This is a genomic window from Ruegeria sp. YKSD163 (assembly GCF_059612905.1).
In genome coordinates this window covers 135,208-160,355 of sequence record NZ_JBXWRM010000010.1, presented here as the reverse complement: position 1 = coordinate 160,355, position 25,148 = coordinate 135,208, and the positions used below count along the sequence as shown (strand labels likewise).

At 63.5% G+C, this 25,148-nt stretch carries 22 protein-coding genes; 1 reads left to right on the top strand and 21 read right to left on the bottom strand.

Annotated elements, in window-relative coordinates; translation table 11 throughout:
• Nucleotide 1: 1 nt before the first annotated feature.
• The 11 genes from AC2FNA_RS14700 to AC2FNA_RS14650 form a co-directional block, all read right to left on the bottom strand.
• A complete protein-coding gene (locus tag AC2FNA_RS14700; RefSeq protein WP_496827747.1) occupies nt 2-1,105 on the bottom strand; it encodes an ABC transporter ATP-binding protein in 1,104 nt (367 codons plus the stop codon).
• Between the two features lie 4 nt (nt 1,106-1,109).
• Nucleotides 1,110-2,033: a carbohydrate ABC transporter permease gene (locus AC2FNA_RS14695; RefSeq protein WP_496827745.1), complete on the bottom strand. Its 924-nt coding sequence runs from the start codon at nt 2,031-2,033 to the stop codon at nt 1,110-1,112.
• A complete protein-coding gene (locus tag AC2FNA_RS14690; RefSeq protein WP_496827743.1) occupies nt 2,030-2,887 on the bottom strand; it encodes a carbohydrate ABC transporter permease in 858 nt (285 codons plus the stop codon). The genes AC2FNA_RS14695 and AC2FNA_RS14690 overlap by 4 nt, the downstream gene beginning before the upstream one ends.
• A 66-nt stretch (nt 2,888-2,953) precedes the next feature.
• On the bottom strand, nt 2,954-4,582 hold the full coding sequence (locus AC2FNA_RS14685) for an ABC transporter substrate-binding protein (RefSeq protein ID WP_496827741.1): 1,629 nt from the start codon (nt 4,580-4,582) through the stop codon (nt 2,954-2,956).
• 99 nt (nt 4,583-4,681) lie between these two features.
• Nucleotides 4,682-6,415, bottom strand: a complete 1,734-nt coding sequence (locus tag AC2FNA_RS14680) for a sigma-54-dependent Fis family transcriptional regulator (protein WP_496827739.1) — start codon at nt 6,413-6,415, stop codon at nt 4,682-4,684.
• Between the two features lie 170 nt (nt 6,416-6,585).
• Nucleotides 6,586-7,032, bottom strand: coding sequence for a peroxiredoxin family protein (locus AC2FNA_RS14675; protein WP_496827737.1), 447 nt, complete (start codon nt 7,030-7,032; stop codon nt 6,586-6,588).
• A 61-nt stretch (nt 7,033-7,093) separates the two neighbouring features.
• Entirely contained in the window at nt 7,094-7,426 is a 333-nt protein-coding gene (locus tag AC2FNA_RS14670) for a carboxymuconolactone decarboxylase family protein (RefSeq protein WP_234145506.1), read from the bottom strand.
• Between the two features lie 66 nt (nt 7,427-7,492).
• A complete protein-coding gene (locus tag AC2FNA_RS14665) occupies nt 7,493-8,593 on the bottom strand; it encodes an acetoin dehydrogenase dihydrolipoyllysine-residue acetyltransferase subunit (protein WP_496827735.1) in 1,101 nt (366 codons plus the stop codon).
• A gap of 4 nt (nt 8,594-8,597) precedes the next feature.
• Nucleotides 8,598-9,605 (bottom strand): alpha-ketoacid dehydrogenase subunit beta, encoded by a 1,008-nt coding sequence (locus tag AC2FNA_RS14660; protein WP_496827733.1) that lies wholly within the window; start codon nt 9,603-9,605, stop codon nt 8,598-8,600.
• A 29-nt stretch (nt 9,606-9,634) separates the two neighbouring features.
• On the bottom strand, nt 9,635-10,615 hold the full coding sequence (locus AC2FNA_RS14655; RefSeq protein WP_234145503.1) for a thiamine pyrophosphate-dependent dehydrogenase E1 component subunit alpha: 981 nt from the start codon (nt 10,613-10,615) through the stop codon (nt 9,635-9,637).
• Between the two features lie 11 nt (nt 10,616-10,626).
• The gene (locus tag AC2FNA_RS14650) at nt 10,627-11,670 is read right to left on the bottom strand and encodes an ATP-NAD kinase family protein (protein ID WP_496827731.1); all 1,044 of its coding nucleotides are present in this window, start codon (nt 11,668-11,670) and stop codon (nt 10,627-10,629) included.
• A 116-nt stretch (nt 11,671-11,786) separates the two neighbouring features.
• On the opposite strand from AC2FNA_RS14650, the gene AC2FNA_RS14645 reads away from it, so the two are divergent.
• A complete protein-coding gene (locus AC2FNA_RS14645) occupies nt 11,787-13,082 on the top strand; it encodes an RNA polymerase factor sigma-54 (protein ID WP_496827729.1) in 1,296 nt (431 codons plus the stop codon).
• 25 nt (nt 13,083-13,107) lie between these two features.
• Here the strand turns inward: AC2FNA_RS14645 and AC2FNA_RS14640 are convergent, their stop codons facing one another.
• From AC2FNA_RS14640 to AC2FNA_RS14595, 10 genes are all read right to left on the bottom strand, one after another.
• Complete coding sequence (locus AC2FNA_RS14640; RefSeq protein ID WP_496827727.1) at nt 13,108-13,629, bottom strand: DUF2478 domain-containing protein; 522 nt, start codon at nt 13,627-13,629, stop codon at nt 13,108-13,110.
• Nucleotides 13,630-13,639: 10 nt separating this feature from the next.
• Nucleotides 13,640-14,917, bottom strand: a complete 1,278-nt coding sequence (locus tag AC2FNA_RS14635) for a molybdopterin molybdotransferase MoeA (RefSeq protein WP_496827725.1) — start codon at nt 14,915-14,917, stop codon at nt 13,640-13,642.
• A complete protein-coding gene (locus tag AC2FNA_RS14630; RefSeq protein ID WP_496827723.1) occupies nt 14,914-15,531 on the bottom strand; it encodes a carbonic anhydrase in 618 nt (205 codons plus the stop codon). Before AC2FNA_RS14630 ends, AC2FNA_RS14635 begins: the two co-directional genes overlap by 4 nt.
• The gene (locus tag AC2FNA_RS14625; RefSeq protein WP_496827721.1) at nt 15,521-16,093 is read right to left on the bottom strand and encodes a hemerythrin domain-containing protein; all 573 of its coding nucleotides are present in this window, start codon (nt 16,091-16,093) and stop codon (nt 15,521-15,523) included. The genes AC2FNA_RS14630 and AC2FNA_RS14625 overlap by 11 nt, the downstream gene beginning before the upstream one ends.
• Before the next feature lie 19 nt (nt 16,094-16,112).
• Nucleotides 16,113-16,910 (bottom strand): peptidylprolyl isomerase, encoded by a 798-nt coding sequence (locus AC2FNA_RS14620; protein WP_496827719.1) that lies wholly within the window; start codon nt 16,908-16,910, stop codon nt 16,113-16,115.
• Nucleotides 16,911-16,914: 4 nt separating this feature from the next.
• Nucleotides 16,915-17,697: a respiratory nitrate reductase subunit gamma gene (narI, locus tag AC2FNA_RS14615; RefSeq protein WP_496827717.1), complete on the bottom strand. Its 783-nt coding sequence runs from the start codon at nt 17,695-17,697 to the stop codon at nt 16,915-16,917.
• Between the two features lie 14 nt (nt 17,698-17,711).
• Complete coding sequence (narJ, locus tag AC2FNA_RS14610) at nt 17,712-18,416, bottom strand: nitrate reductase molybdenum cofactor assembly chaperone (protein ID WP_496827715.1); 705 nt, start codon at nt 18,414-18,416, stop codon at nt 17,712-17,714.
• Nucleotides 18,416-19,939 (bottom strand): nitrate reductase subunit beta, encoded by a 1,524-nt coding sequence (gene narH, locus AC2FNA_RS14605; RefSeq protein ID WP_234145493.1) that lies wholly within the window; start codon nt 19,937-19,939, stop codon nt 18,416-18,418. Before narH ends, narJ begins: the two co-directional genes overlap by 1 nt.
• Nucleotides 19,936-23,664: a nitrate reductase subunit alpha gene (locus tag AC2FNA_RS14600; protein WP_496827713.1), complete on the bottom strand. Its 3,729-nt coding sequence runs from the start codon at nt 23,662-23,664 to the stop codon at nt 19,936-19,938. Before AC2FNA_RS14600 ends, narH begins: the two co-directional genes overlap by 4 nt.
• Before the next feature lie 61 nt (nt 23,665-23,725).
• Nucleotides 23,726-25,123: a NarK family nitrate/nitrite MFS transporter gene (locus tag AC2FNA_RS14595; protein WP_234145491.1), complete on the bottom strand. Its 1,398-nt coding sequence runs from the start codon at nt 25,121-25,123 to the stop codon at nt 23,726-23,728.
• Between the last annotated feature and the right edge of the window lie 25 nt (nt 25,124-25,148).

The following is a 25,148-nucleotide window of genomic DNA, read 5'->3' as shown; positions in this document are numbered from 1 at the left end:
TTCAAACCCCTCCCAGCCTACGCCCTGTTTCGATGTCAAAGGCCATGCTCTTGTCAGACGGCAGATAGAACGGCACCTCGTCGCCGACGCTAAGCCGGTCCAGATCGTCAAAGGCGAGGAACATGGTTTCCTGCACCTGAAGGTAGGCCAGCCGCTTGGGCCCTACCCGTTCCAAAACTTCGACCTTGCCATGCATGGGGATGTCGTCGCCGTTGCGTTTCTCGCCGAAATAGATGTCTTGCGGGCGCACCCCGAACGAACCGCCATGCACGCCGGATGCTCCGGTGAAATCGGCCCGCACCTTGCCCGCCAGCGGAATTTCCGCGCCGCCATGCAGCATCAGCCGCAATTGCCCGCGTTCATCGCGCAGTTCGCCATCGACCAGGTTCATCCGGGGGCTGCCGACGAAATTCGCGACAAAGCGGTTCTGCGGATCGTTGTAGATATCCAGCGGCGCGCCGTATTGCATCAGCCTGCCCTGGTCGATGATGGCGATCTTGTCGGCCAGGCTCATCGCCTCGATCTGGTCATGGGTGACATAGATCATCGTCTGGCCGAACTCGTGCTGAAGCACCTTCAGTTCGGCCCGCATATAGGCGCGGAACCCGGCATCGAGATTGGACAGCGGTTCGTCCAGCAGAAAGATCCGCGGCTCGACAATGGCCGAGCGCCCGATCGCCAGTTTCTGCATCTCGTTCACCGAGAGGCTGGAGGCCGGTTGATCCAGCCGGTGCGCGATGCTCATCCGGTCGGCCATGGCCCGGACCCGGCGTTCGATCTCGGGTTTGGCGACCTTCTTGACCTCAAGCCCATAGGACAGGTTCCGGTAGACGCTCAGATGGGTGAAGATCGCGTAGTTCTGAAAAACGAAACCAATGTTGCGGTCCTGAATGCGCAGGCCGGACAGGTCCTGCCCGTCGAACAGGATCTGGCCCTGGCTCGGGTCTTCCAGCCCGGCGATCATGTTCATCGTGGTTGTCTTGCCGCAGCCCGACGGCCCCAACAGGGCCACGAACTCCCCCTCTTCGATGTCGATGGACAGGTCGCGCACCGCGGTGAAATCGCCGAACCGCTTGGTCACGTTTTTGATCTGGATGGATGACATGCCCTTACCCCTGTTTCCTGGCCATGTAGGCAAGACCCTTGGCGGCGATGACCGATAGAACAAACAGGATGGTCAGGCCGATTGCGGCCACGTAGGACCATTCCAGTTCGCCAAAGGTCTGTTTGTAGAGAAAGACCGAGATGGTTTCGGTCTGCACGCCCGGTCCGCCCTTGGTCATGATGAAGACAAGATCGAAGATCTTGAAACATTCGACCGCGCGCAGCACGAGCGCGATGATGATGACGGTTTTCATCCGCGGCAGGATGATCTTGACGAAGTTCTGCCAGTTCGACCCGCCCAGGAGCCGCGCCGCCAGAAGCTGGTCGGACGGTACGCCCAGCATGCCCGCCAAGAGGATCAGGAACATCAGCGGGGTCCATTGCCAGATATCGGCAATGATCACCGAGATCATCGCCCGGTTCACATCCGTCAGCCACGAGAAATCAGCCGGAAGGCCCAGATGGGCGTTGACCGGCCCGGTGCCCTGGAACAGCAGAAAGAACATCAGCCCCACCACCGCCGGGACGATCATCATCGGCGTGAGCAGGATCGAATAGAACAGCTTGCGCCCCGGAAAACTGTCGATGAACAGATAGGCCAGCGCCATACCCAGAAAGAACTGGGCCGGGACCGCGACGATCATGATCAGCGCGGTACGCCAGAGCGCACCCCAGAAGCGCGGGTCAGTGACCAGGAACCAATAGTTTTCGCCCCAGTTGAATATCTCCCAGGCACGGTACCAGGGGATGCCCTCCAGTGGCGTCCACCAGGTGATGCTCAGATACAGCTGCATGAACAGTGGGAAAACCACGATGAACAAGAGCAGCAGGAAAGTGGGCAGGATGAACCAGAAGCCCATCTTGTTGCCGTCGCGCGCCACGTGTTGCCAGTAGCCGCGCCTTTGGGCGGTGTTGGTTTGATCGGTCATTGTTTCAGTGCTCCGAAGGTCAGGCCACGCACCAGGTGTTTCTGGATCATCAGGCCGAATACGACTGGCGGAATGGCGGCGATGACGCCCAGCGCGGCCTTCATCCCGTACATCTGCCCGCCCATCGCCGAGGTCAGCGTGGCCATGTAGACCGGCAGCGTCACCCATTCCTTCTGCGTCAGGAGAAGCGCCAGCAGGTAATCGGACCAGTTCAGGATGAAGACGAAGAGCGCACAGGTCGCCAGACCCGGTTTCACGATCGGCAGGGTGATACGGTAGAACACCCGCCAATAGGAGCAGCCCGACACGCGCGCCGCATCCTCGATTTCAACCGGCACCTCCTCGAAGAAGGTCTTCATCAGCCAGAAGGCAAAGGGCAGTGTCACGATGCCATAGATCAAGGACAGCCCCCACCAGGTGTCGACCGCGCCGATAAAGGCCCACATCACCATGACGGGGATCATGACGGCCAGTGGCGGAAACAGGCGCAGTTGCAGCACCGAAAGCGGCAGCGATTGCGCCAGCCCGAACCGCACCACCGCATAAGAGGACAGCGTCCCGCAGACCACCGCCAGCAATGTGCCGCAGATCGAGGTCACAAGGCTGGCGATCAGCGGTCCGACGATGGTGCGGTCCAGGCTGACGACCAGACCTTCGGCCTCGCCATAGAAGATGAACTCGAAATTCTGCCAGGTCGGCTCTTTGGGCAACCATGTCAGGCCGGCGACGGTGGTCCATTCCGGATAGGGTTTGAAGGCCATCGTGACCATCCAGAGCAGTGGATAGAGCACGACCGCACAGGCCAGCAGGACAAGAAGGTACTTCAGCGCCAGGGCGCCGGGGGACGGTTTCATAGGATTCTCCCAGAATTTGCGCAGGGTGCCGGGGGCAAGACCTGCCGCCCCCGGCACGCCGGCGGATCAGGCCGGATCGACGATGCTGGGCCAGGTGGCCCGGCTGGCCTTGATGGCGTCGACGATACCGTTGCGTTTCTGGCGCTTGATGATCCGTTCCCACTTGGACTGTGCCGCATCCATCGCTTCGCGGGCGGATTTCTGCCCGGTAATGGCGGCCTGGATCTCTTCGTCCAGCGCGTTGTCCAACGCGGTCTGCCCGGCAAAGTTGATCGACGGGACAGAGCGCGCGATGGTCTGCGGGATCGTTTCCATCGCATAGGGGTGATAGGTCGAAGCGACCAGCGGTTCCTTGAAATTGGCCTGCTGCATCGGATCGAAATAGCCGCCCGGATTGCCCGCCATCCAGGTATAGGTGCGGGTCGAGCTGAGCCATTGCAGGAACAGATAGACCGCCTCGGGATGCTGCGACTGCGACGAGATCCAGGCCGTGATGTGGTAATACAGAACCGACCGGCGGTTCAGCTGGTCGCCAAAGCGGCGCCCCACCGGCAAGTGGCTGCCGATCATGCCCGTCGCCTTGGATTTGGCGGTGCCGTCGGCGTTGTACCCGTCACCGAACTTCACCAGGTTGGTGTAGATCGCCGTATGCGGGATCTGCAGGTTCCACATGGTGGCATAGGCCTCGGCCCAGGTGAAGGTCAGCGCATCGGGCGGGCACCATTCGAAAGAGCGCACATGCTCTTCGGCGCACTGGATGCCCAGATCGCTGTTCAGGTTCGGGTTCCCGTCCTCGTCAAAGAAATGGTAGTTCGGGAAATCCATCGAGGCAAAACGCGCATAGAAGGTGGCCAGGCCCCAGAACGGGCTCATCAGGTTGCCGTTGCCATACATCGGACCATTGCCGAAATCCTTGCCGGTGAAGAATTTCGAGATGCGATCCACCTCTTCCCATGTGTCGGGCGTCTTCAGCGCGACGCCGGTTTCGGACAGGAAGGCATCCTGTACACGCGGATCCTCGTACAGCCCTTTCAGGTAGAACCAGGTCTGGAAATCGCCGTCCAGCGAGAAGGAGTAATAGTCGCCCGCATAGGTATAAAGCAGCTTTTCCATTTCCGGCGTCGGTGTACCGCGCTCGGGGTCAGCCCAGTCGGGTTGGTACTTGGCCACGAAGTCCGAGCAGTTCACCGCCCCGCCCGACGACACCAGATCACCGGTCGAATTCCACGGGCCGGTATAGATGTCGAAGGTGCCGCCACCGGTGGTCACATCCTGCATCACCTTCTTGAAGATATCCTCGGCCGGGGCGCCGATGATGTCGATCTCGATCCCGGTCTCGCGCTCCCAGACCTCCTTGGCCGAAGGCGCGCCTTCGGGGAACGGGTTGGTGATCTGGCCGATGGCGCCATCGGTCAACAGCATCGAGATCTTGGTAGGCGCATTGCCCGCAGCCTGAAGCGCCTTGATCCCCTCGATCGCGCGGCCCTCGGACATGGTGTTGTTGTACTGGAACCTCTCCGCCCCGTCGAAACCGGTCGGCCCACCGGTCATGCCCACGGCAAAGCCATTGGCAAAGGACGGCGACGCGATGAACGACCCCAACCCGCCCAAACCTGCCGCAGCCACGGCGGCAGACGAATTTTGCAGGAATGCCCGACGCGTCGGGTGCGTCAGGCTGTGTGAATTGATTTTCATTGTGTCCTCCCTGTTCGGCATTCGGTTATTGCCAAAGGGAGTTAAGCAACGAGCGTGCCAGTTCCTGAAAAAGTCAGAAAACTACGGCACAAGCCATTGTTATTGAGAGATTATCTGCTCAGGAAGATCCTCGGCACCGACCATGCCATCATTGCTCAGCGCCAGACAGAGTTCGAACACGCTGATCATTTCGCGGATGTTTCCGGGCCAGTCATAGCTCATCAGCGCCTCTTCCGCCGCCCTGGAGAAGCGCATCGGCACCCCATCCGAAACCAGTGCGGCGATCTGGCGGATGATCCAGGGCTTGTCGGTCCGGTCCCGCAAGGCCGGAATGCCCAGAACCACGCCGTTCAGCCGATAATAGAGATCCTGCCGGAACTGCCCGGCATCCACCAGGGACTTGAGCTTGCGATGTGAGGCGGAAATCACCCGGATATCCACCGGAACCGGCTTGGTCGCGCCGACGGGCATCACCTCTTTCTCGGCCAGCACCCGCAGCAGACGCGCCTGCAACACCAGCGGCATGTCACCGATCTCGTCCAGAAACAGCGTACCGCCATTGGCCTGTTCGATCAGGCCCTTCTTGCCCTTGGCATGGGCACCGGTAAAGGAATTGGGCGCATAGCCGAACAACTCGCTTTCGATCAGGGCCTCGGGCAAGGCCGCGCAGTTGATCGCGATGAAGGGACCCTTCTTCTTGCGCGAGGCGTGCAGGGCCTTGGCCACGTATTCCTTGCCGACACCGGTCTCGCCCTCAAGGATGATGCTGATTTGCTTGTCGACGATCCTCGCCGCCTTTTCGGCAAGGCCCCGCATGACGCGGTCACCGCCATGGATCGCGGCCAGCGGTTCAGGCAAGGCGGAGCGCGACGGCGCGCGCTCTCGGCGTTGCGGCGCCTGCACATCGGCAAAAATGACCTGGCCGTCAGACAGTTCCAGCGCCTGTTCGCCCGGCGTCTCGGCCCCGATCAGGCAAGGTATATCGTTGAAATCAAATTCAAAAATTTCCTCAAACGGTTTCCCGATGAAACATTGCGGGTTCGGTTTTTCCTGTCCCTGTATCTGGCCGAACAACTTGTGCGCGCCATGGGTCAGGCCCGAAATCGTTCCATCCGGCGCCACCGAAATCGCGCAGCTGGGATCGACGCCCAGGAATTCCGAAGTGCGGTTCAGACGCAGGATCCAGTCCGAGCGGCGCGAACTCATCAGGTTGGCGAGTTCGATGCGGCGCACACAGGATTTGACGACTTCCAAAGTCAGGGCCTGGCTGTACTTCTCGGTGGGCGACATCAGCAAAGACACATCCAGCGCGCCGATCAGCGACCCGTCCGAATGGTAGATCGGCGCGGCGGTACAGCTGAGCGGCGTATGCGCCATGTCGAAATGGTCGGTCTGGTGAATGACGATCGCCTCACCCGATGTCAGGCAGGCGCCGACACCGCAGGTGCCGGCATTCTCCTCGCTCCATTCGGACCCGATGTAGAGGCCCGCGCGTTTCAACTCTCGGTCGACCTTTTCATCGCCGATGAAATCCACCGTCACGCCCTTGGCATTCACCAACAGCAGGACATAGCCCATCGAGTTGACGCGGCGATACAGGTCCTCCATCCCGAACCGCGCGATCGACATCAGATCCTCGGCTTCCTGCTGGTGCTGGCGCAGGACGTTCTCGGGGAGAATGCGCGCCTCGCCCTTGTGTTCAGGGTCGAGATTGTAGTCGTTCAGACAGCGCAGCCAGGATTGCACAACCTCGGGGTCGCGCGAGGTCTGTTTGCCTTCGGCGGCGGAAACGATTTCCTGCACATGGCGCGCAAAAGCGATTGACTGATCCATGACGGCGCCCCTCCCAAAGCGTCGGCTCTGGCACCGGCTTGCGCTGGGGCGCTGCCGGTGACAGGCCCGAAACTATCAATAAACAAAGGGCAAAGCGAGTCTTTTGAGGTCGTAGAACCGATACCGACAGGCCGCCGCCGCAGGGCAGACGGCCCAGTCGGGCGATCACCTCATAGCGCGGCGAGCACGTTGGCCGAACCGCTGACCGTCACCCCGCCCGCGTCGGGTTCGACCGCCATCCAGACCACGTCGCCATCGCGGATCACCGCCGCGTAGCGCTGCGTGCGCAGGCCCAACCCCAGTTCCGTCAGATCAAGGATCTGGCCCAACGCGCGGGTAAAACCCAGACCGCCATCGGCCACGAACTGCACCGCATCGGGCGGCTGCATCCGGTCTGCCCAGGCCTTGACCACAAAAAAGTCGCTGGTGGCAAGAATGATGATCTCGTCGACCCCGGCCGCACCAAAGGCCTGCGCGTCGCGCAGATAGCCCGGCACATGATCGTCCGAACAGGTCGGCGTGAATGCCCCCGGAACCCCAACCAGAACAACGGTTTTCCCCGCCGAGCGGGCAGCGAGATCGATCTGTCTGACCTCTCCGCCCGAAAGCTGCTGCACGGGTATCGATGGCAGTCTCGTTGCTGTTTTCATGTCTTCCTCGGCAAAGGCCAGAATATCGTCAAAGCTGATCAAAGGCGTCCAGGGCCTTTGCCGCGTAGACGGTGCCCGGCCCCCCCGACATCTCGATGGCAACCGCAAGAACCTCGATCAGCGTGTCGCGCTCGGCCCCGTGGGACTTGGCCTCGTTGACATGGTAAAGAATGCAATCCTCGCATCCCCGCGCCGCGGCGACGGCGACCGCGATCATCTCTTTCATCGCGGTCGAAACCTGGCCCTCGCGCACCGCCGTATCGCTGAGGGTCTTGAAGGCCATCATGGTTTTCTGATCGGCCTTGAACAGACCCATCAGCCGTTTGTTGGCATGTGCCAACTTCTCTTTTTGTGCACTCATTCGGAAGCCTTTCGGGAAGATTGGAGGCCCGCCCGGCATAGAGGAGTCCGGGCGGGCACGGGTGGGTCAGAGATGATCGAAGATCAACTCGTTGACCCGGGAGGCGTTTTCCATCTGGACCATGTGGCCCGTGCCCTCGACAACGGTGACGCGGGCACCGGGGATGGAGTTGGCGTGAGATTGCGGGATCACCGCGTCCTCGGCGCCCCAGATCACCTGGACCGGACCGCTGAAACCGGACAGACCCGCGGCGATCCCGGCGGCTTGCCGACCGTCGGCAAACAGGTTGCTTCTGAGCGCCTCGAGGAAGCTTTGCACCCCGTCCAGCCGTTTGTATTTCAGCAGGTCGTCGACCATGGCGCGGCTGACCAGGCTCTGATCGGCAAAGAGGTCCTTCAACACCGGTTTCAGATCGCGACGGCTGGCCGCCCCGACAAAGCCATCGATATAGCCCCTGTTGATCTCATCCCCCAGACCGGCGGAACAGATCAGGCTGAGCGATGCGACACGGCCCGGATAGTCGATCGCCACCTGCCCCGAGACCAGCCCGCCCATCGAATGGCCGACCAGATGGGCGGTTTCGATGTTCAGATGGTCCATCAGTTGCACCACCGCATCGACCATCGTGCCAAGGCCCGGATTGTCCACCGCCTTGACCGACTGTCCATGTCCCGGCAGGTCCAGCGCATGAACCGGCGCCTTTTCGGCCAGCGCGTCGATGTTGAACAGCCAGTTGTCCAGATCGCCGCCAAAGCCGTGGATCAGGATCACCGGCACGCCCTCGCCCTCGCGCGTGGTATAGCGGATGCGCCCGACGGCCAGATCGGCGAATTCATGCGCCGGGCCGGTGTCTTCATCCTCTTCCACGACCGGCATCTCGAAAGCGTCGACATAGGCGTCGACCTCGGCGTCACTGACGCTTTCGGGGGCGAGAACCCCCAATAGCGCGCGCACCGGATAGACCTCGCCCGCCTGACCCACGCGCCGCCGCAGGAGGCCGCCATCGGCGGCCTCCACGACATTTGCGATCTTGTCGGTCTCGACATCCATGATCTCGTCGCCAGGACTGATCTCGGTGCCTTCCTCGACATGCCAGGCCGCAAGGGTGCCTTCCCGCATGGAAAGACCCCATTTGGGCATGAGGATCGGCGTAATCAGATCGCTCATCCCCTCAGGCCCCCATGGTCTTGCGCACCGCCGCCGCGATCCGGTCGGGCGACGGGATGTAGAGGTCTTCGAGCGCGGGCGAAAACGGCACCGGCGCATGCGGCGCGGTGACCATTTCGATCGGAGCCTTCAGGGCCTTGAACGCATCCTGGGCCACGCTGGCCGAGACATCGGTGGCGATGGAACACCGCGGGTTGGCCTCATCTACACAGACCAGACGGCCGGTATTCTCGACGCTTTCGATCACCGTATCCATGTCGATTGGGCTGAGCGTGCGCAGGTCGATCACCTCGACGTCGATGCCTTCCTTCTTCAGCGTCTCGGCGGCGGCCAGCGAATTCGGCACCATCAGACCATAGGTCACGATGGTCACGTCGCTGCCCTCGCGGGCGATATTGGCCTCGCCGAAGGGGATGGCATAGGGCTCTTCGGGAACGTCGCATTCCGACGCGTAAAGGTTCTTGTGCTCAAGGAAGATCACCGGATCGTTGTCGCGGATCGCCTGGATCAAGAGGCCCTTGGTGTCATAGGCGTTCGACGGGCAGACGACCTTGAGACCCGGAATATGGGTGAAGATCGGGGTCAGCATCTGGCTGTGCTGGGCCGCCGCGCGGAACCCCGCACCGCACATCGCACGGATCACCACCGGCGTTTCCGCCTTGCCGCCGAACATGTAGCGGAACTTGGCCGCCTGGTTGTAGATCTGGTCCAGGCAGACGCCCATGAAGTCGATGAACATCAGTTCCGCCACAGGGCGCAGGCCGCAGGTCGCCGCACCGATGGCCGCGCCGACATAGGCACTTTCGGAAAGCGGCGTGTCGATCATCTGCTTGGGATGCTTGTGATACAGCCCCTTGGACACCCCCAGAACGCCGCCCCAGGCGTCATCCTCGCCCGCCGCACCGGCGCCGCCGACGATATCCTCGCCCATCATGATCACCGTGGGATCGCGGGTCATCTCCTGATCCAGCGCCTCGTTGATCGCGTCTTTCATGCTCAATGTACGTGCCATTTCTCTCTCCTTTCTCGTGTCAACGCGTGTCAGTAGGACACGTACACATCGGTGGTCAGTTCGGCGGGGGTGGGCAGCGGGGCGGCCTTGGCCTCGGCCACGGCGTCCTCGATCAGGGTCATGACCTCGGCGTCGATGGCGTCCATCTCGGCATCCGTCAGAACACCGGCCTCGGTCACCTTGGCGCGGAAGATCTTGAGGCAGTCGCGGTTCTTGCGGTTGTCCTCGTTCTCGCCTGGCGCGCGGTAGGTCTGGGCGTCGCCCTCGAAATGGCCGAAGAAACGGATCATCTTGCATTCCAGCAGGGTCGGCCCGCCGCCTTCGCGGGCGCGCTTCACCACCTCGCCCGCCGCTTCGTAGACTGCAAAGAAGTCGGTGCCGTCCACCGTGATGCCTGGCATGCCGAAACCGGTCGCACGGTCGACATAGCTGTCGGAGGCGACCGCATAATCGACCGAGGTTGATTCCGCATAGCCATTGTTCTCCACGACGAAGATCGCGGGCAGGTTCCAGATCGCGGCAAGGTTCATCGATTCCAGCACCGTGCCTTGGTTCGACGCGCCATCGCCGAAAAACGTGATGCCCACGCCGTCATGGCCAAGCTTCTGTGCCGCCAGCGCCGCGCCGCACACGAGCGGCGCACCGGCGCCGAGGATGCCATTCGCACCCATCATGCCCTTGGACAGGTCGGCGATATGCATCGATCCGCCCTTGCCCGCGCAGGACCCGGTCGCCTTGCCATAGATTTCGGCCATCATGCCTTTGACGTCCACGCCCTTGGCGATGCAGTGGCCATGGCCCCGGTGGGTCGAGGCGATCCGATCATGATCCTGCAGATGCATCATGATACCGACGCCTGCGGCCTCTTCGCCCGCGTAAAGGTGGACAAAGCCCGGAATGTCGCCCCGGCCGAAATCGACATGCAGGCGTTCTTCGAATTCGCGGATCGTCTTCATCCGGCGATAGGCTTCAAGAAGCCCGTCTTTTTCCAGTGGGAACGGGTTGCTCATGAGATCCTCCCTTATGGCTGAGCAGTACGCAGCGTCTCGGACGCTGCGCGGGTGAGAAGCCCGTGCCGGGCCGCGTAGGCCATGCAATCGGGCACGTTGACAGTGCGAAAGGCGTCGGTCTGGAGACGGATGCTGACATCGCAAGTCTCGCTGAAGGTCAGTTCGCGTTCGCCATCGAGCGCGAAGGACCCTGCCGACACACTGGGCAGATAGACGGTATCGGGCAGAATGCGTTCGACGCCGCCGATGCCGACCTCTTCGATCAGGCCCGGCGCGATGGGCGCTGTCAGCCGGGTCTTGGCCGTCTCCAGCGGCATCAGGCGCACGCGCCTGCCCTCGGGTGTCTGCCGGTCGAGCGGCGCCAATAGCCCGATGATCGACGACATGCCGATCCCGTCGGGCCGACCGAAGGTGACGAAAAGGTCGCGGAAATTCGCTGTTTTCCAGATTGCCCGCGCCCCGATGAAGCGCTCGGAGACCACGGCCACATCGACCAGTGCGATCTCGCGCTGCTCGTTGACGCGCACCTCCAGTCGCTTGTTATAGGAATAGGCGTATTCGCAAGGCACCTGCCCGGTGACCGCCAGCCCTACCGCCAGGCCGGTGATCGTTGGTTCGCGCAGCTCGGGGAAGGCATTGTTGGTGCCGGTCGACACCCCGGCCACCGGCGTGTTGCCACAGCGCGAGACAACGACACGGTTGGTGCCGTCGCCCCCCAGCACGACAATCGCACCAACCCCCTGATCATGCATCTGCCGCGCCGCCTCGGCGCTGTCGTCAGAGGTGCAGGTCACCGGCATGTCCAGATAGCTGACACGCGGAAACCGCAGATGCCCCAGCCGCGCTTCACGATCGATGGTCCGCATCAACTGGGTGCGGATGCCGCCGTTCTCGGGCATGATCACGACCTCTTCGACGCCGGTGGCCATAAGCCCGGTCAGCATGCGAAGCACGATATTGGCCCGGTCGTTGATCGGCAGATTGCCCGCATGGCTGACGATCCGCCGGATGTCGCGGGCCGAAACGGGGTTGGCGATGATGCCGACTTTGGTCATGGGGGCGGTCTCCTTTCGCTACTCACAAGCAACGATCGTGCCAAACCGGGCAAACAGGCTTTGACTAAGCGGGGTGAGCGGGCCAAGCTGCCCCGATCCCTTGCATCCGGAACGGAATGGCGCACGCGATGCGGCAACTGCAACGCCAGACACAGACCCAGAAACTCGCCCTGACCCAGGCGATGCGCGGTTCGCTGGCCTTGCTGGCAATGGATGCCGAAGAGGTTCTGGACACCATCCGGCGCGAGCAGAGCCGCAACGGTTTTCTGCGGGCCTCTTTGCCGACCCTGTCGACCGGCGGCGTCGGCGCGGTGCGCCCCGATATCGCCCAGCGCGACAGCGCAACCGACGATCTGCTGCGGCAGGTGTCGCTTGTTCGCCTGTCGCCCCGGCAGACCCTGTTGGCGCAGGAACTGGTGCACAGCCTCGACGATCGCGGGTTCCTGCCCGACAGCCCCGCCGAGACCGCCGGATACCTGCGGTGCAGCCTGGCCGAGCTGGACGCGCTGGTGCCGGTCCTTCAGGCGGCGGTTGAGCCTGCCGGTGTCTTTGCCTGGTCGCTTGCCGACAGCTTTCGGCTGCAACTGCTGGCCCGGAACCGGTTCGACCCGCTGATCGAACGGTTACTCGACAGGCTCGACCTGATCGCGCGTCAGGATATCGACGCCATCTGCATCGCCTGCGATGTCGATCGCGAGGACGCCATCGACATGCTCGATGACATTCGCGCCCTGAACCCGGCGCCGCTGGCCCGGCAACCCGATACCCTGCCCGCGCCGGGCGAAGCCGAGCTGATCTTTACCTGCGATAGCGACGGCCAGTGCACGGCGGCGCTGAACGAGGCGGCCCTGCCGCAGCTTCTGACCGATGACGCCCTGTTCTCAGCCACGATGGCGGTGGAAACCGATGCCGGCGCGCAAAGCTATTACCGCGACTGCTATCGCGGTGCGGCCAACATGGTGCAGGCGATGCAGAAACGGGCCAATACCCTGCTGGCCGCGGGGCAGAGCATTGCCGCGCGTCAGACCAAGTTCATCCGGACCGGACGGACGCGCGACCGGTTGCCGCTGACCATGGCCCGGCTTGCCGAAGAGGTTGGCGTCAACAAGAGCACGATCAGCCGGGCATTGGCCAATTGCGGTATCCGGACCGATCTGGGCGTGTTTCCCGCGGCGCATTTCCTCGCGCGCCCGGTCAGTGAGGACGCCCCCGACCGGACTCGCGAACAGGTTCTGCAACGGCTTCAGATTCTGATCCGGTCCGAGGACCATCGCTCGCCGCTGTCAGACGAGGAACTGGCCCGTCAACTGAGCCGGGCGCGACTGGTGGTTTCACGTAGGACCGTTGCCAAATACCGGAAAATGCTCGATATCCCCGGCGCCTATGCACGCAGGCGGGGGGCCCCGTCATGAGCGTGACTGGCCGCGCAATCTGAGCTCATGCGCAGGCAGCCAACCCATGCGCCGCCTGCCCGGCCCATCGCGCCAAAGCGCCGGGTTCGGGTGGCAACCGGGTGGCAAGCCCCCCGGCGAAATCCTCGAACGCGGCCCGGTTCAGATCGTTCAGCCCGACAAGAACCGGGATGTCCAGCGCCAGCGCCTCGGCGATCACCGCGCGAAACCCGCGCCCCTCGGCCTCGTGCTTGCCGAACTTGTTGACGATCACAAGGTCGGTCGCGGGGGTCAGCCGGGCAGTCACCCACCCCACCGCGGTTTCGAGCGCCTCGGGATCGAGCCGGCAGCCGCGCGCCGCCGCCCCGAGGTTCTGGCTGATCCGGAGCACCGGGCCATCCGGCAGGACCTTCACATCCATGTCGCAGGGCCCCGCGTCGGGCCGGTCGGTGTTGATCTGCACGGTGCCGGCCAGCCGCAGGCCCCGGCCGATCAGATCACTGGCCAGCCGGTCGAGGATCAGGTCGGTATCGCCGCGTCCCGGCGCCATCGTATAGGCGAGTTTCATGTCTCGAACCTCAGATATCACTAAACGGAAGGAATTCGACCAGCGCCCCGGCGGGCAGCCGGTCGCAATCGGCGGGCAGGAAGATCAGGCCATCGCAGGCCGGCAGGTCGCCGACGCGCCCCGAATGGGTGGCGCTGCCGAACCCGGCGACCTCGCGCCCCCCGGAATCGAACCCGGTCAGGGTGGCGGGCCGCAGCTCGCACCGGCCCGGCTTGCGACGGATGGGGTCGGCGGTGACCACGTGGCGCCGCGTGTCGCGCGCGGCACTCTCCCCGATCAGGCGACGGATCAGCGCGACGCCAAACACCTGCCATGTGACCAGCGCCGACAGCGGATTGCCCGGCAGGCCCAGCCACTTACAAGGACCAAGGCTGCCGAAAGAGACCGGCTTGCCGGGCTTGATCGCCACCCCGCTGAAATGCAGTTCGGCACCAAGCGCGTCGAGTGCAGGTTTCACGTGGTCCTCTTCGCCGACCGAGATACCCCCGGTGGTCACGATCAGATCGACCTCGGCCGCCATCGCGGCCAGACGATGCGCCAGCGCCGCACGCTGGTCGGGCGCCCGCTCGACATGGACAAGCGCGACGCCCGCGCGACCCAGTGCCGCGCCGAGCATCGGTGTATTCACGTCCCAGATCGCCGCTGCGTCGCGCGCCGCGCCGGCGTCTCTGACCTCGTCGCCAGTTACCAACAGCGCCACGCGCAGGGCGCGGCGCAATGTGACCTGACCGGCCCCGGCGGCGGCGCAGGCCGCGATCTCGCGCGGGCCCAGCCTGGTTCCTGCCCGAACGGCGATCTGGCCCGGCACCATGTCGTCACCCGCGCGGCGGATGTTGAGACCGGGGTCGGGGCGCCTCTGAAAGGTGACGGTGTCGCCGCTCAGGCACGCGTCTTCCTGACGGATCACCGCATCGGCCCCATCCGGGACCGGCGCCCCGGTAAAGATCCGCGCGGCCCCCGCCCCCCCGACCGGGGCCGGAACGGCCCCCGCCGGGATCCGGTCGCTCACCGGAAAGGTCCACGGCCCCTGCCCCGTGAAGACCCGCGTCTGCACCGCATAGCCGTCCATCGCCGAATTGTCGAAAGGCGGGGTCTGCACAGAGGCGACGACCGGTTCCGCCAGCACCCGGCCAGCGGCCCGCATCAGCGGCGCCGTTTCCGTATCCGCGACCGGGGCCGCGTGTTCCGCAATCCGTTCCAGCGCCGCGTCGATGCTGATCAGAGACGCCAGATGCCCGGGCGCGTCACAACCGCAGCCCTGTGTTTCGATCTTTCCCAAAACGGTCATTCTGCGACCTGCCTTTCAAAATGGCCCGGCCCGATCGAGCAATCGAGATTGCGCAATCGCCCGTCCTTGAGCCCATAGATCAGCCCGTGCACGCGGATACTCTCCCTGCGCCCCCAGGCTCTCTGCATGATCGGTGTTTCGGACACCCGCCGGACACCTTCGATGACGTTCAATTCGGCCAGCTTGTCCCGGCGCGCGTCGATATCGTCGCAGCGCGCCAGATCGACCGCATAGGCCCGGGCCAGCCGCCGGATCGGTTCCAGCCAGTGTTCGGCCAGCCCCTGCGCCATGTCCTCGGTCGCGGCCTTGACCCCGCCACAGCCATAGTGCCCGCACACGATGATCTCGCGCACCTTCAAGGCCTCGACCGCGAACTCCAGCGCCGAAAGCAGGTTCATGTCGCTGGAATGGACCACATTCGCGACATTGCGGTGCACGAATACCTCTCCGGGATCGAGCCCCGCGACCACATTGGCGGGAACGCGGCTGTCCGAACAGCCGATCCAGAAGAATTCCGGGGCCTGCTGCGCGGCCAGCCGGGCGAAATAGCCCGGATCCTCGGCATCTCGCGCCTGTGCCCACAGGCTGTTGCGGTCGATGAGGTCATTCAGCATCGGTTTTGTCCTTCAAACGATCGAGACCGCGTCGCTGCATCATCCGCAGCCTGAGTGTCTCGATATCGCGGGCCGTCAGGCGCAGCCGGGCAAAGGGCAGGATGATCGCGTTTTCCAGGATCAGGTGCCGGCGGGCATGGGCGGCAAACCGTGCGAACCCGCTGCGCGTTTCCTCAGAAAGCGCGCTTTCGCCCGCGCTCAATTGCTCCAGATCGGCGATCACGCACGGGGTGTCGTCATCGGCATGGCGATGGTCCGAGGTAAGCCGCGCGATTGCCCTGTCGATCTCGTCCTCGGGCTGGCAGCGGCGGAGAAGCAAGGGAAAGAGGTCCTCTTCCTCGTCCGCCAGATGCAGCGGCAGCTCGTCGCGCAGAAACTCCAGAATGGTCTCTGCCGTGCCCCTATCCGGGGCCTGAGCCCCGGCGAGTGCGTCGAGCTGCGCGCAGATCTCCCTTTCGCGCAAGTGCTCCTCGTGGATGAAATCCAGCGGGTCTTCGAGAAGCGCCGGATTGATCGGAGCGAGGCAGTTGCCTCTTTTCAACTCGCGCGAAGGGGTCTTCATTGGCCCGCCCTCCCGGCGGCTAGACCGGTCGGATATCCGCGCCGGAGATCTCGGCGGACGCGACCAGTCGGTTGACGAAAGCACGGGCCTCGCAGGCCCAGGACGCCTTCTCCATGGCGTCCGAAATCTTCTGGCGCACCGCGTCGAAGGGCAGAACGGCCCCCTCGGCCACCGCATCCATCCGGACGATGTGCCAGCCATGGCGGGTCAGCACCGGGGCACTGGTGATCTCGCCTTCGGCCAGTTTGCGCAGCACCGCCTCGAACTCCGGCACCGTGTCACCCGGACCCAATTGTCCCAGCGCACCGCCCGAGCTTCTGGAGCCGCAATCGCTGTGTTCGGCGGCAAGCTTGGCAAAGCCGCGCGGGTTGCCCGACACCTGTTCGGTCAACGCGACCGCCCGCGCCTGCGCCTGCTCGCGCGCCGCCTTGTCCTGCGGGTCGCAGGCACACAGGATATGCGACACCTCCCACAGCGGCGGGGCGCGAAAGCGCGACGGGTCACGCGCCCATTCGGCGCGCAGATCGTCCTCGGAGGGCGGCGCCACCTCCACCACGGTTTCGAGAAGGCCCCGGATCAGGGCCTCCTCGTCGGTCTCGAAACGCCCCGGCCCCACTTCGGCAGGCTCGGCCCGCAGGCCACGGCGCCGCGCCTCCTGCAACAGCAGCGTGCGCATCGCGACCGCATTCGCGGCCTTGCGCCAGGCGATGCCGGGCTTGCCCTTGGGAGCGTCGTGGTTCTGAGTCTCGGCGGCGACGGCCGCGTGTGGCACGGTCTCGCCGTTGACGACCAGATCGGGGAACAATGCGTGAGCCATCTGCCTACTCCGCCGGACGGCGCACCGAGGCACCGGCGGCTCCGGGCGCGACGACCCGGCGCGCGGGGCTTGCCGGACCGTTGCGTTCCGGCAAGGGCGCGCTGCGACGCGACCGGACGATCTGATAGCCCGGACGTTTCAGCAGATAGCGGAACGGTGCGGCAAAGCCCGAAACGATATGCACGAGGCGGGTGAAGGGGAACACCATGATGATCAGCAGCCCCAGGAACAGATGCAGCTTGAACACCAGCGCCACGCCCGCGATATAGCCCGCCGCGCCGCTGTCAAAGGTGAAGATCCCCTGCGCCCAGGACATGAACTTGACCATCTCGTGACCGTCCAGATGCCCGAGCGAGACAAAGATGGTGCCAAGCCCCAGCACCAGCTGCGCCAGCAGCATGGCCAGGATCGCGATGTCCCAGTTGCTCGAGGTCTGGCGGATGCGCGGATCGGTCCAGCGGCGGTGGAACAGCATCCCGCCACCGGCAAGCGCCATCACGCCAGCGATGCCACCGGCAACCACGGCCAGCGTCTGCTTGGCCCCGTGGCTGATCCCGAGGATGTCGAATACCCAGATCGGGGTGAGCAGGCCGACCAGGTGACCGAAGAAGATCACCAGCACGCCGACATGAAAGAGGACCGATCCGATCACCAGCTGCTTGCGGCGCAAGAGCTGCGAGGAAGAGGATTTCCAGGTGAAGGGGTCGCGCTCATAACGGGCAATGGTGCCCATGATCCCGACGCCCAGGGCGATGTAGGGAAAAATCCCGAAGAGGAAGTTGTGCATCTGTCATGCCTCCCTTATTCCGCCGCCACGTCGGGCGCGGGTGTGATCGGTTGGTCCATCCGCGCAAGAATGTCGCGCGAGATCGGGCAGCCGGCGTTCGGGTCGGGGCCAAAGCGAACCTCGCTTTCCTCCCAGACCTCGTCGAGCGCCTCCAGGTCGTTGGGGTCCACCTCGGGCTGGTCGAGAAGCTCGGCCACCGCCTCGCGGTCGGCTTTCACACCCGAGAGCTGCAAAAGAGCGGCGAACGCGGGCGCATAGGGGCTTTCCCGCCGGACAAGCCGGGCAGACAAGGCCTCGAATATGTGCGCCGCGTCCGCCAAGGTTTCCTGTACTTCTGCAAAGGGACGCATCGACAGGAATTCCAGCAGCACCGGCAGGTGATCCGGCAGTTCCGAGGTAACTGGGTCAAAGCCCCCTGCCCGGTAGGTTTCCAGCAGCGACACCATCGCGCCGCCCCGGTCCCGGCTTTCGCCATGGACATGTTCGAACAGGTTCAGCGACAGGGTACGCGACCGGTCGAAGAGCATCACATACTGCTCTTCGAGATCGTAGATGTCGCGCCCGCCCAGCGCCTCGACCAGCGGGCGAAGGTCGCGGCGGGCGGCGGCGGTCAGCCGGCTGTCGGCGGCAAGAACGCCTCCGATTTCGGGCATCGCCGTCTGCAATTCGCGTGTCGGATAGCTGAGTATCAGCGACAGCGCCTTCAACGTGCGGTCCATCACATCACCTCCGTGGGCATTTTAAGGGGTTTCTTCGACCCGCCGAACAGCGAGCCCTTGGAGACGCCGGTCGAGCATCCGTTGCCGTCGGTAAAGCCGCAGCCGCCGCGCAGATCATAGGCCTCTTCGACCTGTTCGCGATGCGTCGTCGGGATGACAAAGCGGTCCTCGTAATCGGCAAGCGCCATGATCTTGTACATGTCCTCGATCACCCGGCCCGACAGGCCGACCCGCGCGGCGATGGCCTCGTCGCGCACGCCGTCGATGGTCTTGGCGCGCATATAGGCGCGCATGGCCAGCATCCGTTCCAGCGCCTGGGCCACGGGGGCCTCGTCGCCGGCGGTCAGCATGTTGGCGAGGTATCGCAGCGGGATGCGCAGATTCTTCACATCCGGCATCGCGCCATCCATGCCGATGGCCCCGGCCTCGGCCGCGTTCTGGATCGGGCTGAGCGGCGGGATGTACCACACCATCGGCAGCGTCCGGTATTCGGGATGCAGGGGGAAGGCCACTTTCCACTCCATCGCCATTTTCCAGATCGGGCTTTCCTGCGCGGCCTTGATCCAGTCCTCGGGGATACCGTCGGCGCGGGCGGTCTCGATCACCACCGGATCGTTGGGGTCGAGGAACACGCCCAGCTGCGCATCATAGAGGTCCTGCTTGTCCGGCGCATTCGCCGCCTCTTCGATCTTGTCCGCATCGTAGAGCATCACGCCGATATAACGGATGCGCCCAACACAGGTTTCCGAACAGACGGTCGGGTTGCCGCTTTCGATCCGGGGATAGCACAGGGTGCATTTCTCGGATTTGCCGGTCGACCAGTTGTAATAGACCTTCTTGTAGGGGCAGCCCGAGACGCACATCCGCCAGCCCCGGCATTTCTCCTGGTCGATCAGGACGATGCCGTCCTCTTCGCGCTTGTAGATCGCGCCCGACGGGCACGACGCGGCACAGGCCGGGTTCAGGCAGTGTTCGCAGAGACGCGGGAGATACATCATGAATGTATTCTCGTATTCCCCGTAGATCTGCTTCTGGATACCCTCGAAGTTGTAGTCCTGGCTCCGCTTCGAGAATTCGCCACCCAGGATCTCTTCCCAGTTCGGGCCCTTCTCGATCTTCTCGATCCGCTCGCCGGTGATCTTGGAACGGGGGCGCGCCGTCGGGAACGCCTCCATCTCGGGGGCGGATTTCAGGTGGTCATAGTCGAAATCGAACGGTTCATAGTAGTCGTCGATTTCGGGCAGGTCCGGGTTGGCAAAGATATTCGCCAGGATGCGCCATTTGCCGCCCTGTTTGGGTTGCAGCTTGCCGGATTTGGTCCGCTCCCAGCCGCCGTTCCAGCGCGCCTGGTTTTCCCAGTCGGTCGGATAGCCGGTACCGGGTTTGGTCTCGACGTTGTTGAACCAAGCGTATTCGACACCGTCGCGGCTGGTCCACACGTTCTTGCAGGTGACGGAACAGGTGTGGCACCCGATACATTTGTCGAGGTTCAGCACCATGCCGATTTGCGCACGAATTCTCATTCCGCTGCCTCCTTCTGGGTGGCTTCCCGGTCGAGCCAGTCGACCTTTTTCATCTTTCTGACGACGACAAACTCGTCCCGGTTCGCCCCTACGGTGCCGTAATAGTTGAAGCCGTAGGATTGCTGGGCGTAGCCGCCGATCATGTGAGTGGGCTTGGGCACCGCGCGGGTGACCGAGTTGTGGATGCCGCCCCGTTTGCCGGTTTTCTCAGAACCAGGGGTGTTCACGATCTTTTCCTGGGCATGATACATGAAGGTCGTTCCGTCCTTCATGCGCTGGCTCACCACCGCGCGGGCCGTCAGCGCCCCGTTGGTGTTGTAAAGCTCGACCCAGTCGTTATCGACGATCCCGGCCTTCTTGGCGTCGTTCTCGGAAATCCAGATCACCGGTCCGCCCCTGTTCAGCGTCAGCATCAGCAGGTTGTCGGAATAGGTCGAGTGGATGCCCCATTTCTGGTGCGGCGTGATGAAGTTCAGCACCAGGCTGTCGCCCGCATCCTGCACGTCCTTGGTGATCGTCTTCAGATCAACCGGAGGCCGGTAGGACAGGAACCCTTCGCCAAAGGCGCGCATCCAAAGGTGATCCTGATAAAGCTGCTGGCGCCCGGTCAGGGTCCGCCACGGGATCAGCTCGTGCACGTTGGTATAGCCCGCGTTATAGCAGACCTTTTCGCTTTCCAGCCCCGACCATGTCGGCGACGAGATGATCTTGCGCGGTTGCGCGGCGATGTCGCGGAACCGGATCTTCTCGTCCTCCTTGGGCAGTGCCAGATGGGTGTGATCGCGCCCGGTGGCCTTCGACAGCGCCTCCCAGGCCTTGACCGCAACCTCGCCATTGGTTTCCGGTGCCAGCATCAGCACGACCTCGGTCGCGTCGATATCGGTGACGATCTTGGCGCAGCCCTTGGCCGGACCCTCCTCCCACACGCCGTTCAGGTCGCGCAGGTGCTGGACCTCGTGATCGGTCTTCCACGAGATGCCCTTGCCGCCATTGCCAAGTTTGTCCATCAGTGGCCCAAGCGCGGTGAACCGGTCGCCGATCGCGGTATAGTCCCGCTCGACCGCGATATAGTTCGGTGCGGTCTTGCCGGGGATCAGATCGCATTCGCCCTTTTTCCAGTCCTTGACCTGGTCCTGCGCAAGCTCGCCGGGCGTATCATGCAGGATCGGCAAGGCGACAATATCGGTCTCCTTGCCAAGGATCTCGGGCGCGACCTCCTGCACCTTGTAGGCAATGGCCTTGAAGATCTCCCAATCCGACTTGCTTTCATAAGCCGGGTCCACCGCCGCTTGCAGCGGGTGGATGAACGGGTGCATGTCCGAGGTGTTGAGGTCGTTCTTCTCGTACCAGCTGGCCGTTGGCAGCACGATGTCGGAATAGACCGCCGTCGTGCTCATGCGAAAGTCGATGGTCACCAGCAGGTCAAGCTTGCCGCGCGGACCGTCCTTGCGCCATTTGGCCTCTTTCGGCAGTTGCCGGCCCTCCTCGCCCAGATCCTTGCCCAGAACACCGTGATCGGTGCCCAGAAGGTGCTTGAGGAAATACTCGTGCCCCTTACCCGAGGAGCCCAGCAGGTTCGAGCGCCAGACGAACAGATTGCGCGGCCAGTTCTCGGGCGCGTCCGGGTCCTCGCAGGACATTTCCAGCGCGCCGGACTTGAGCTGCTCGGCCACATAGGCCGGGATCTCCTTGCCCGCCGACTTGGCAGCCTTGGCTACCTCGAGCGGGTTGGTCTTGAGCTGCGGCGCCGAGGGCAGCCAGCCCATGCGTTCGGCCCGGATATTGTAGTCGATCAGGCTGATGTCCCAATCGCCCTCGGGGGCGGTGGGCGACAGGATTTCACCCGCCGTCAGCGTCTCGTAGCGCCATTGATCGGTATGGGCATACCAGGCGCTGGTCGAGTTCATGTGGCGCGGCGGGCGGCCCCAGTCGAGCGCAAAGGCCAACGGCTGCCAGCCGGTTTGCGGACGCAGCTTCTCCTGGCCGACATAGTGCGCCCAGCCACCGCCGGACTGACCCACGCAGCCGCACATCACCAGCATGTTGATGACGCCGCGATAGTTCATGTCCATGTGGTACCAGTGGTTCATCGCGGCCCCGATGATGATCATCGACTTGCCACCCGTCTTTTCGGCTGTCTGCGCGAATTCGCGGGCGACGTGGATGATCTTGTCGGCCTTCACGCCGGTGATCTTCTCGGCCCATTTCGGGGTGCCGGGGACGTCCTCGTTGAAGTCGCTGGTCACCCATTCGCCGCCAAGACCACGATCCAGCCCGTAATTGGCGCAGAAGAGGTCAAAGACGGTGGCCACGGCCACGTCGCCCTCGGCGGTCTTGATGCGCTTGACGGGGATGTTCCTGGTCAACACGTTCGGGCGCTTGTCGCCGGTGGTAAAGGCCTCGGTCGCGTCGGCCCCGAAATAGGGGAAATCCACGCCGACCACTTCGTCATGATCCTCGTCGAGGATCAGCGACATCCGCAGCCTTGTATCGGCGCCCGCCGCCTTCTCCTCGAGGTTCCATTCGCCGTCCTCGCCCCAGCGGTAGCCGATCGAGCCGTTCGGCGCGACCAGCGCGCCCGAGGTCTCGTCAAGGGCCACGGTCTTCCACTCGGGATTGTTTTGCTCGCCCAGCTTGCCGTCCAGATCGTCGGCACGCAGGAAACGGCCCGGGATCATCCTGCCGTCCTTCTCCTCGATCTTCACCAGCATCGGGAAGTCGGAATACTTGCGGCAATATTCCTCGAAATACTCGGCCTGACGGTCGAGGTGGAATTCACGCAGGATGACATGGCCAAAGGCCATCGCCAGCGCCGCATCGGTGCCCTGTTTAACGTTCAGCCAGACATCACCGAACTTGGCGGCCTCGGAATAGTCGGGACAGATGACCGCCGACTTGGTGCCGCGATAGCGGGCCTCGGTATAGAAATGCGCGTCCGGCGTCCGGGTCTGCGGCACGTTCGAGCCCCAGAGCAGCAGGTAACCGGCATTGTACCAATCGGCCGATTCCGGCACGTCGGTCTGTTCACCCCAGGTCATGGGCGAGGCCGGCGGCAGGTCGCAATACCAGTCGTAGAAGGACATGCAGACACCGCCCATCAGCGACAGATAGCGCGAGCCGGCAGCGTAAGAGATCATCGACATGGCCGGAATGGGCGAGAAGCCGAAGATGCGGTCCGGGCCATAGGTCTTGGCGGTATAGGCATTCGCCGCCGCGGTGATCTCGGTCGCCTCGTCCCAGCTGGCGCGCACAAAGCCGCCCTTGCCGCGCGTCTCGACATACGAGGCGCGCAGCACCGGATCGTTCTGCAACCGGGTCCAGGCCTCGACCGGCGTCATCGTCTCGCGCATCTTGCGCCAGACCTTCAACAGCCGACCGCGCACCAGCGGGTTCTTTACCCTGTTGGCGCTGTAGAGATACCAGCTGTAGGACGCGCCCCGCGCACAGCCGCGCGGTTCATGGTTGGGCAGGTCGGGACGGGTGCGCGGGTAATCGGTCTGCTGGGTTTCCCAGGTCACGATCCCCGACTTGACGTAGATCTTCCACGAACACGATCCGGTGCAGTTCACCCCATGGGTGGAACGCACGACCTTGTCATGCCGCCAGCGGTTTCTGTAGGTGTCCTCCCAGTCGCGGTTTTCGCGCGTGACCTGGCCGTGGCCGTTCGAGAACTGTTCCAGTTCGTTGGACTGGAGGAAGTTCAATCTGTCGAGCAGATGGCTCATCTGTGTTATCTCCTGAGGCTGGCCGGGCGCGCGATGGCGCGCACCCGGTGGCGTTACTGGCTCAGCACGGAACCGGTGCGTTCTTGCGGCTATAGAAGATCCAGGTGATCGCGACGCAGATCACGTAGAAGATCAGGAAACCCCAGAGCGCGCCGTTGGGGGCTCCGGTCATGCTGATCGAGGTGCCGTAGAACTTGGGGATGAAGAAGGCGCCATAGGCCGCAATCGCCGAGGTGAAGGCGATGATCGCGGCACTTTCGCGCTCGGCCTGTTTCAGCGTCGCGGCCTCGTCCAGCTGCGGCATCAGGCGCGGTACTTCCTGGCGCATGATCGAGGGGATCATCTGGAAGGTCGAGGCGTTGCCGACACCGGTCAGGAAGAACAGCGCCATGAAGCAGGCGAAGAAGCCCCAGAAATTGCCGGCCGGGTTGGCCTCGGACGGCAGGAACTGAAGCACGCCCCAGACCGCCACGATCATGCCGAGGAAGGTCCAGAAGGTCACGCGGCCACCACCGAACTTGTCCGAGACCCAACCGGTCGCGGCGCGGCTGAGCGCACCGACAAGCGGGCCGAGAAAGGCGTATTGCAGCACGTTCACATCGGGGAACTGGGTCTTCATCAGCAGCGGGAAACCGGCGGCATAGCCGATGAAGCTGCCAAAGGTGCCGGTGTAGAGGATGCACATGATCCAGTTGTGCTTGCGCGAGAAGATGATCGACTGTTCCGAGAACGAGGCCTTGGCATCGGCGATGTCATTCATGCCGAACCAGGCGGCAATGGCGCTGAGGGCGATGAAGGGCACCCAGATGAAGCCCGCGTTCTGGATCCAGAGTTGGCTGCCATCGCCCAGCGTGACCGGCTCACCGCCGATTGCGCCGAACACGCCCGCCGTGATCACCATCGGCACCACGAATTGCATGACCGACACGCCCAGATTGCCCAGACCCGCATTCAGCGCCAGCGCGTTGCCCTTGGTTTTCTTGGGGTAGAAATAGGCGATATTGGCCATCGACGAGGCAAAGTTGCCGCCGCCAAAACCGCACATCAGGGCCAGCACCAGAAACATCACGTAAGGCGTTTCGGGGTTCTGCACCGCAAAGCCGATACCCAGTGCCGGCAGCAGCAGCGAGGCGGTTGAAATGGCGGTCCATTTCCGCCCGCCGAAGATCGGGATCATGAAGCTGTAGAAGATCCGCAGCGTTGCGCCGGACAGGCCCGGCAGCGCCGCCAGCCAGAACAGCTGGCCGGTGGAATAGTCGAACCCGATGGCGGGCAGTTTGGCCACGACGACCGACCAGACCATCCAGACCGAAAAGGCCAAAAGCAGGTTGGGGATCGAAATCCAGAGGTTGCGCGTTGCGACCGCATGGCCGCGGTCCTTCCAGAACTGCGGGTCTTCGGGGCGCCAGTCGATCAGGGTGTGGCCCTGCTGGGCGGCCTGTGCTGTTGTGGTTGCCATGGGTGGTTCCTCCGCTATGGCGTGT

Bases quoted from the DNA above. Each gene is read 5' to 3' on its own strand.
- AC2FNA_RS14700 (WP_496827747.1), bottom strand. From the start codon at position 1,105: ATGTCATCCATCCAGATCAAAAACGTGACCAAGCGGTTCGGCGATTTC.
- AC2FNA_RS14695 (WP_496827745.1), bottom strand. From the start codon at position 2,033: ATGACCGATCAAACCAACACCGCCCAAAGGCGCGGCTACTGGCAACAC.
- AC2FNA_RS14690 (WP_496827743.1), bottom strand. From the start codon at position 2,887: ATGAAACCGTCCCCCGGCGCCCTGGCGCTGAAGTACCTTCTTGTCCTG.
- AC2FNA_RS14685 (WP_496827741.1), bottom strand. From the start codon at position 4,582: ATGAAAATCAATTCACACAGCCTGACGCACCCGACGCGTCGGGCATTC.
- AC2FNA_RS14680 (WP_496827739.1), bottom strand. From the start codon at position 6,415: ATGGATCAGTCAATCGCTTTTGCGCGCCATGTGCAGGAAATCGTTTCC.
- AC2FNA_RS14670 (WP_234145506.1), bottom strand. From the start codon at position 7,426: ATGAGTGCACAAAAAGAGAAGTTGGCACATGCCAACAAACGGCTGATG.
- AC2FNA_RS14665 (WP_496827735.1), bottom strand. From the start codon at position 8,593: ATGAGCGATCTGATTACGCCGATCCTCATGCCCAAATGGGGTCTTTCC.
- AC2FNA_RS14660 (WP_496827733.1), bottom strand. From the start codon at position 9,605: ATGGCACGTACATTGAGCATGAAAGACGCGATCAACGAGGCGCTGGAT.
- AC2FNA_RS14655 (WP_234145503.1), bottom strand. From the start codon at position 10,615: ATGAGCAACCCGTTCCCACTGGAAAAAGACGGGCTTCTTGAAGCCTAT.
- AC2FNA_RS14650 (WP_496827731.1), bottom strand. From the start codon at position 11,670: ATGACCAAAGTCGGCATCATCGCCAACCCCGTTTCGGCCCGCGACATC.
- AC2FNA_RS14645 (WP_496827729.1), top strand. From the start codon at position 11,787: ATGGCGCACGCGATGCGGCAACTGCAACGCCAGACACAGACCCAGAAA.
- AC2FNA_RS14640 (WP_496827727.1), bottom strand. From the start codon at position 13,629: ATGAAACTCGCCTATACGATGGCGCCGGGACGCGGCGATACCGACCTG.
- AC2FNA_RS14635 (WP_496827725.1), bottom strand. From the start codon at position 14,917: ATGACCGTTTTGGGAAAGATCGAAACACAGGGCTGCGGTTGTGACGCG.
- AC2FNA_RS14630 (WP_496827723.1), bottom strand. From the start codon at position 15,531: ATGCTGAATGACCTCATCGACCGCAACAGCCTGTGGGCACAGGCGCGA.
- AC2FNA_RS14625 (WP_496827721.1), bottom strand. From the start codon at position 16,093: ATGAAGACCCCTTCGCGCGAGTTGAAAAGAGGCAACTGCCTCGCTCCG.
- AC2FNA_RS14620 (WP_496827719.1), bottom strand. From the start codon at position 16,910: ATGGCTCACGCATTGTTCCCCGATCTGGTCGTCAACGGCGAGACCGTG.
- narI (WP_496827717.1), bottom strand. From the start codon at position 17,697: ATGCACAACTTCCTCTTCGGGATTTTTCCCTACATCGCCCTGGGCGTC.
- narJ (WP_496827715.1), bottom strand. From the start codon at position 18,416: ATGGACCGCACGTTGAAGGCGCTGTCGCTGATACTCAGCTATCCGACA.
- narH (WP_234145493.1), bottom strand. From the start codon at position 19,939: ATGAGAATTCGTGCGCAAATCGGCATGGTGCTGAACCTCGACAAATGT.
- AC2FNA_RS14600 (WP_496827713.1), bottom strand. From the start codon at position 23,664: ATGAGCCATCTGCTCGACAGATTGAACTTCCTCCAGTCCAACGAACTG.
- AC2FNA_RS14595 (WP_234145491.1), bottom strand. From the start codon at position 25,123: ATGGCAACCACAACAGCACAGGCCGCCCAGCAGGGCCACACCCTGATC.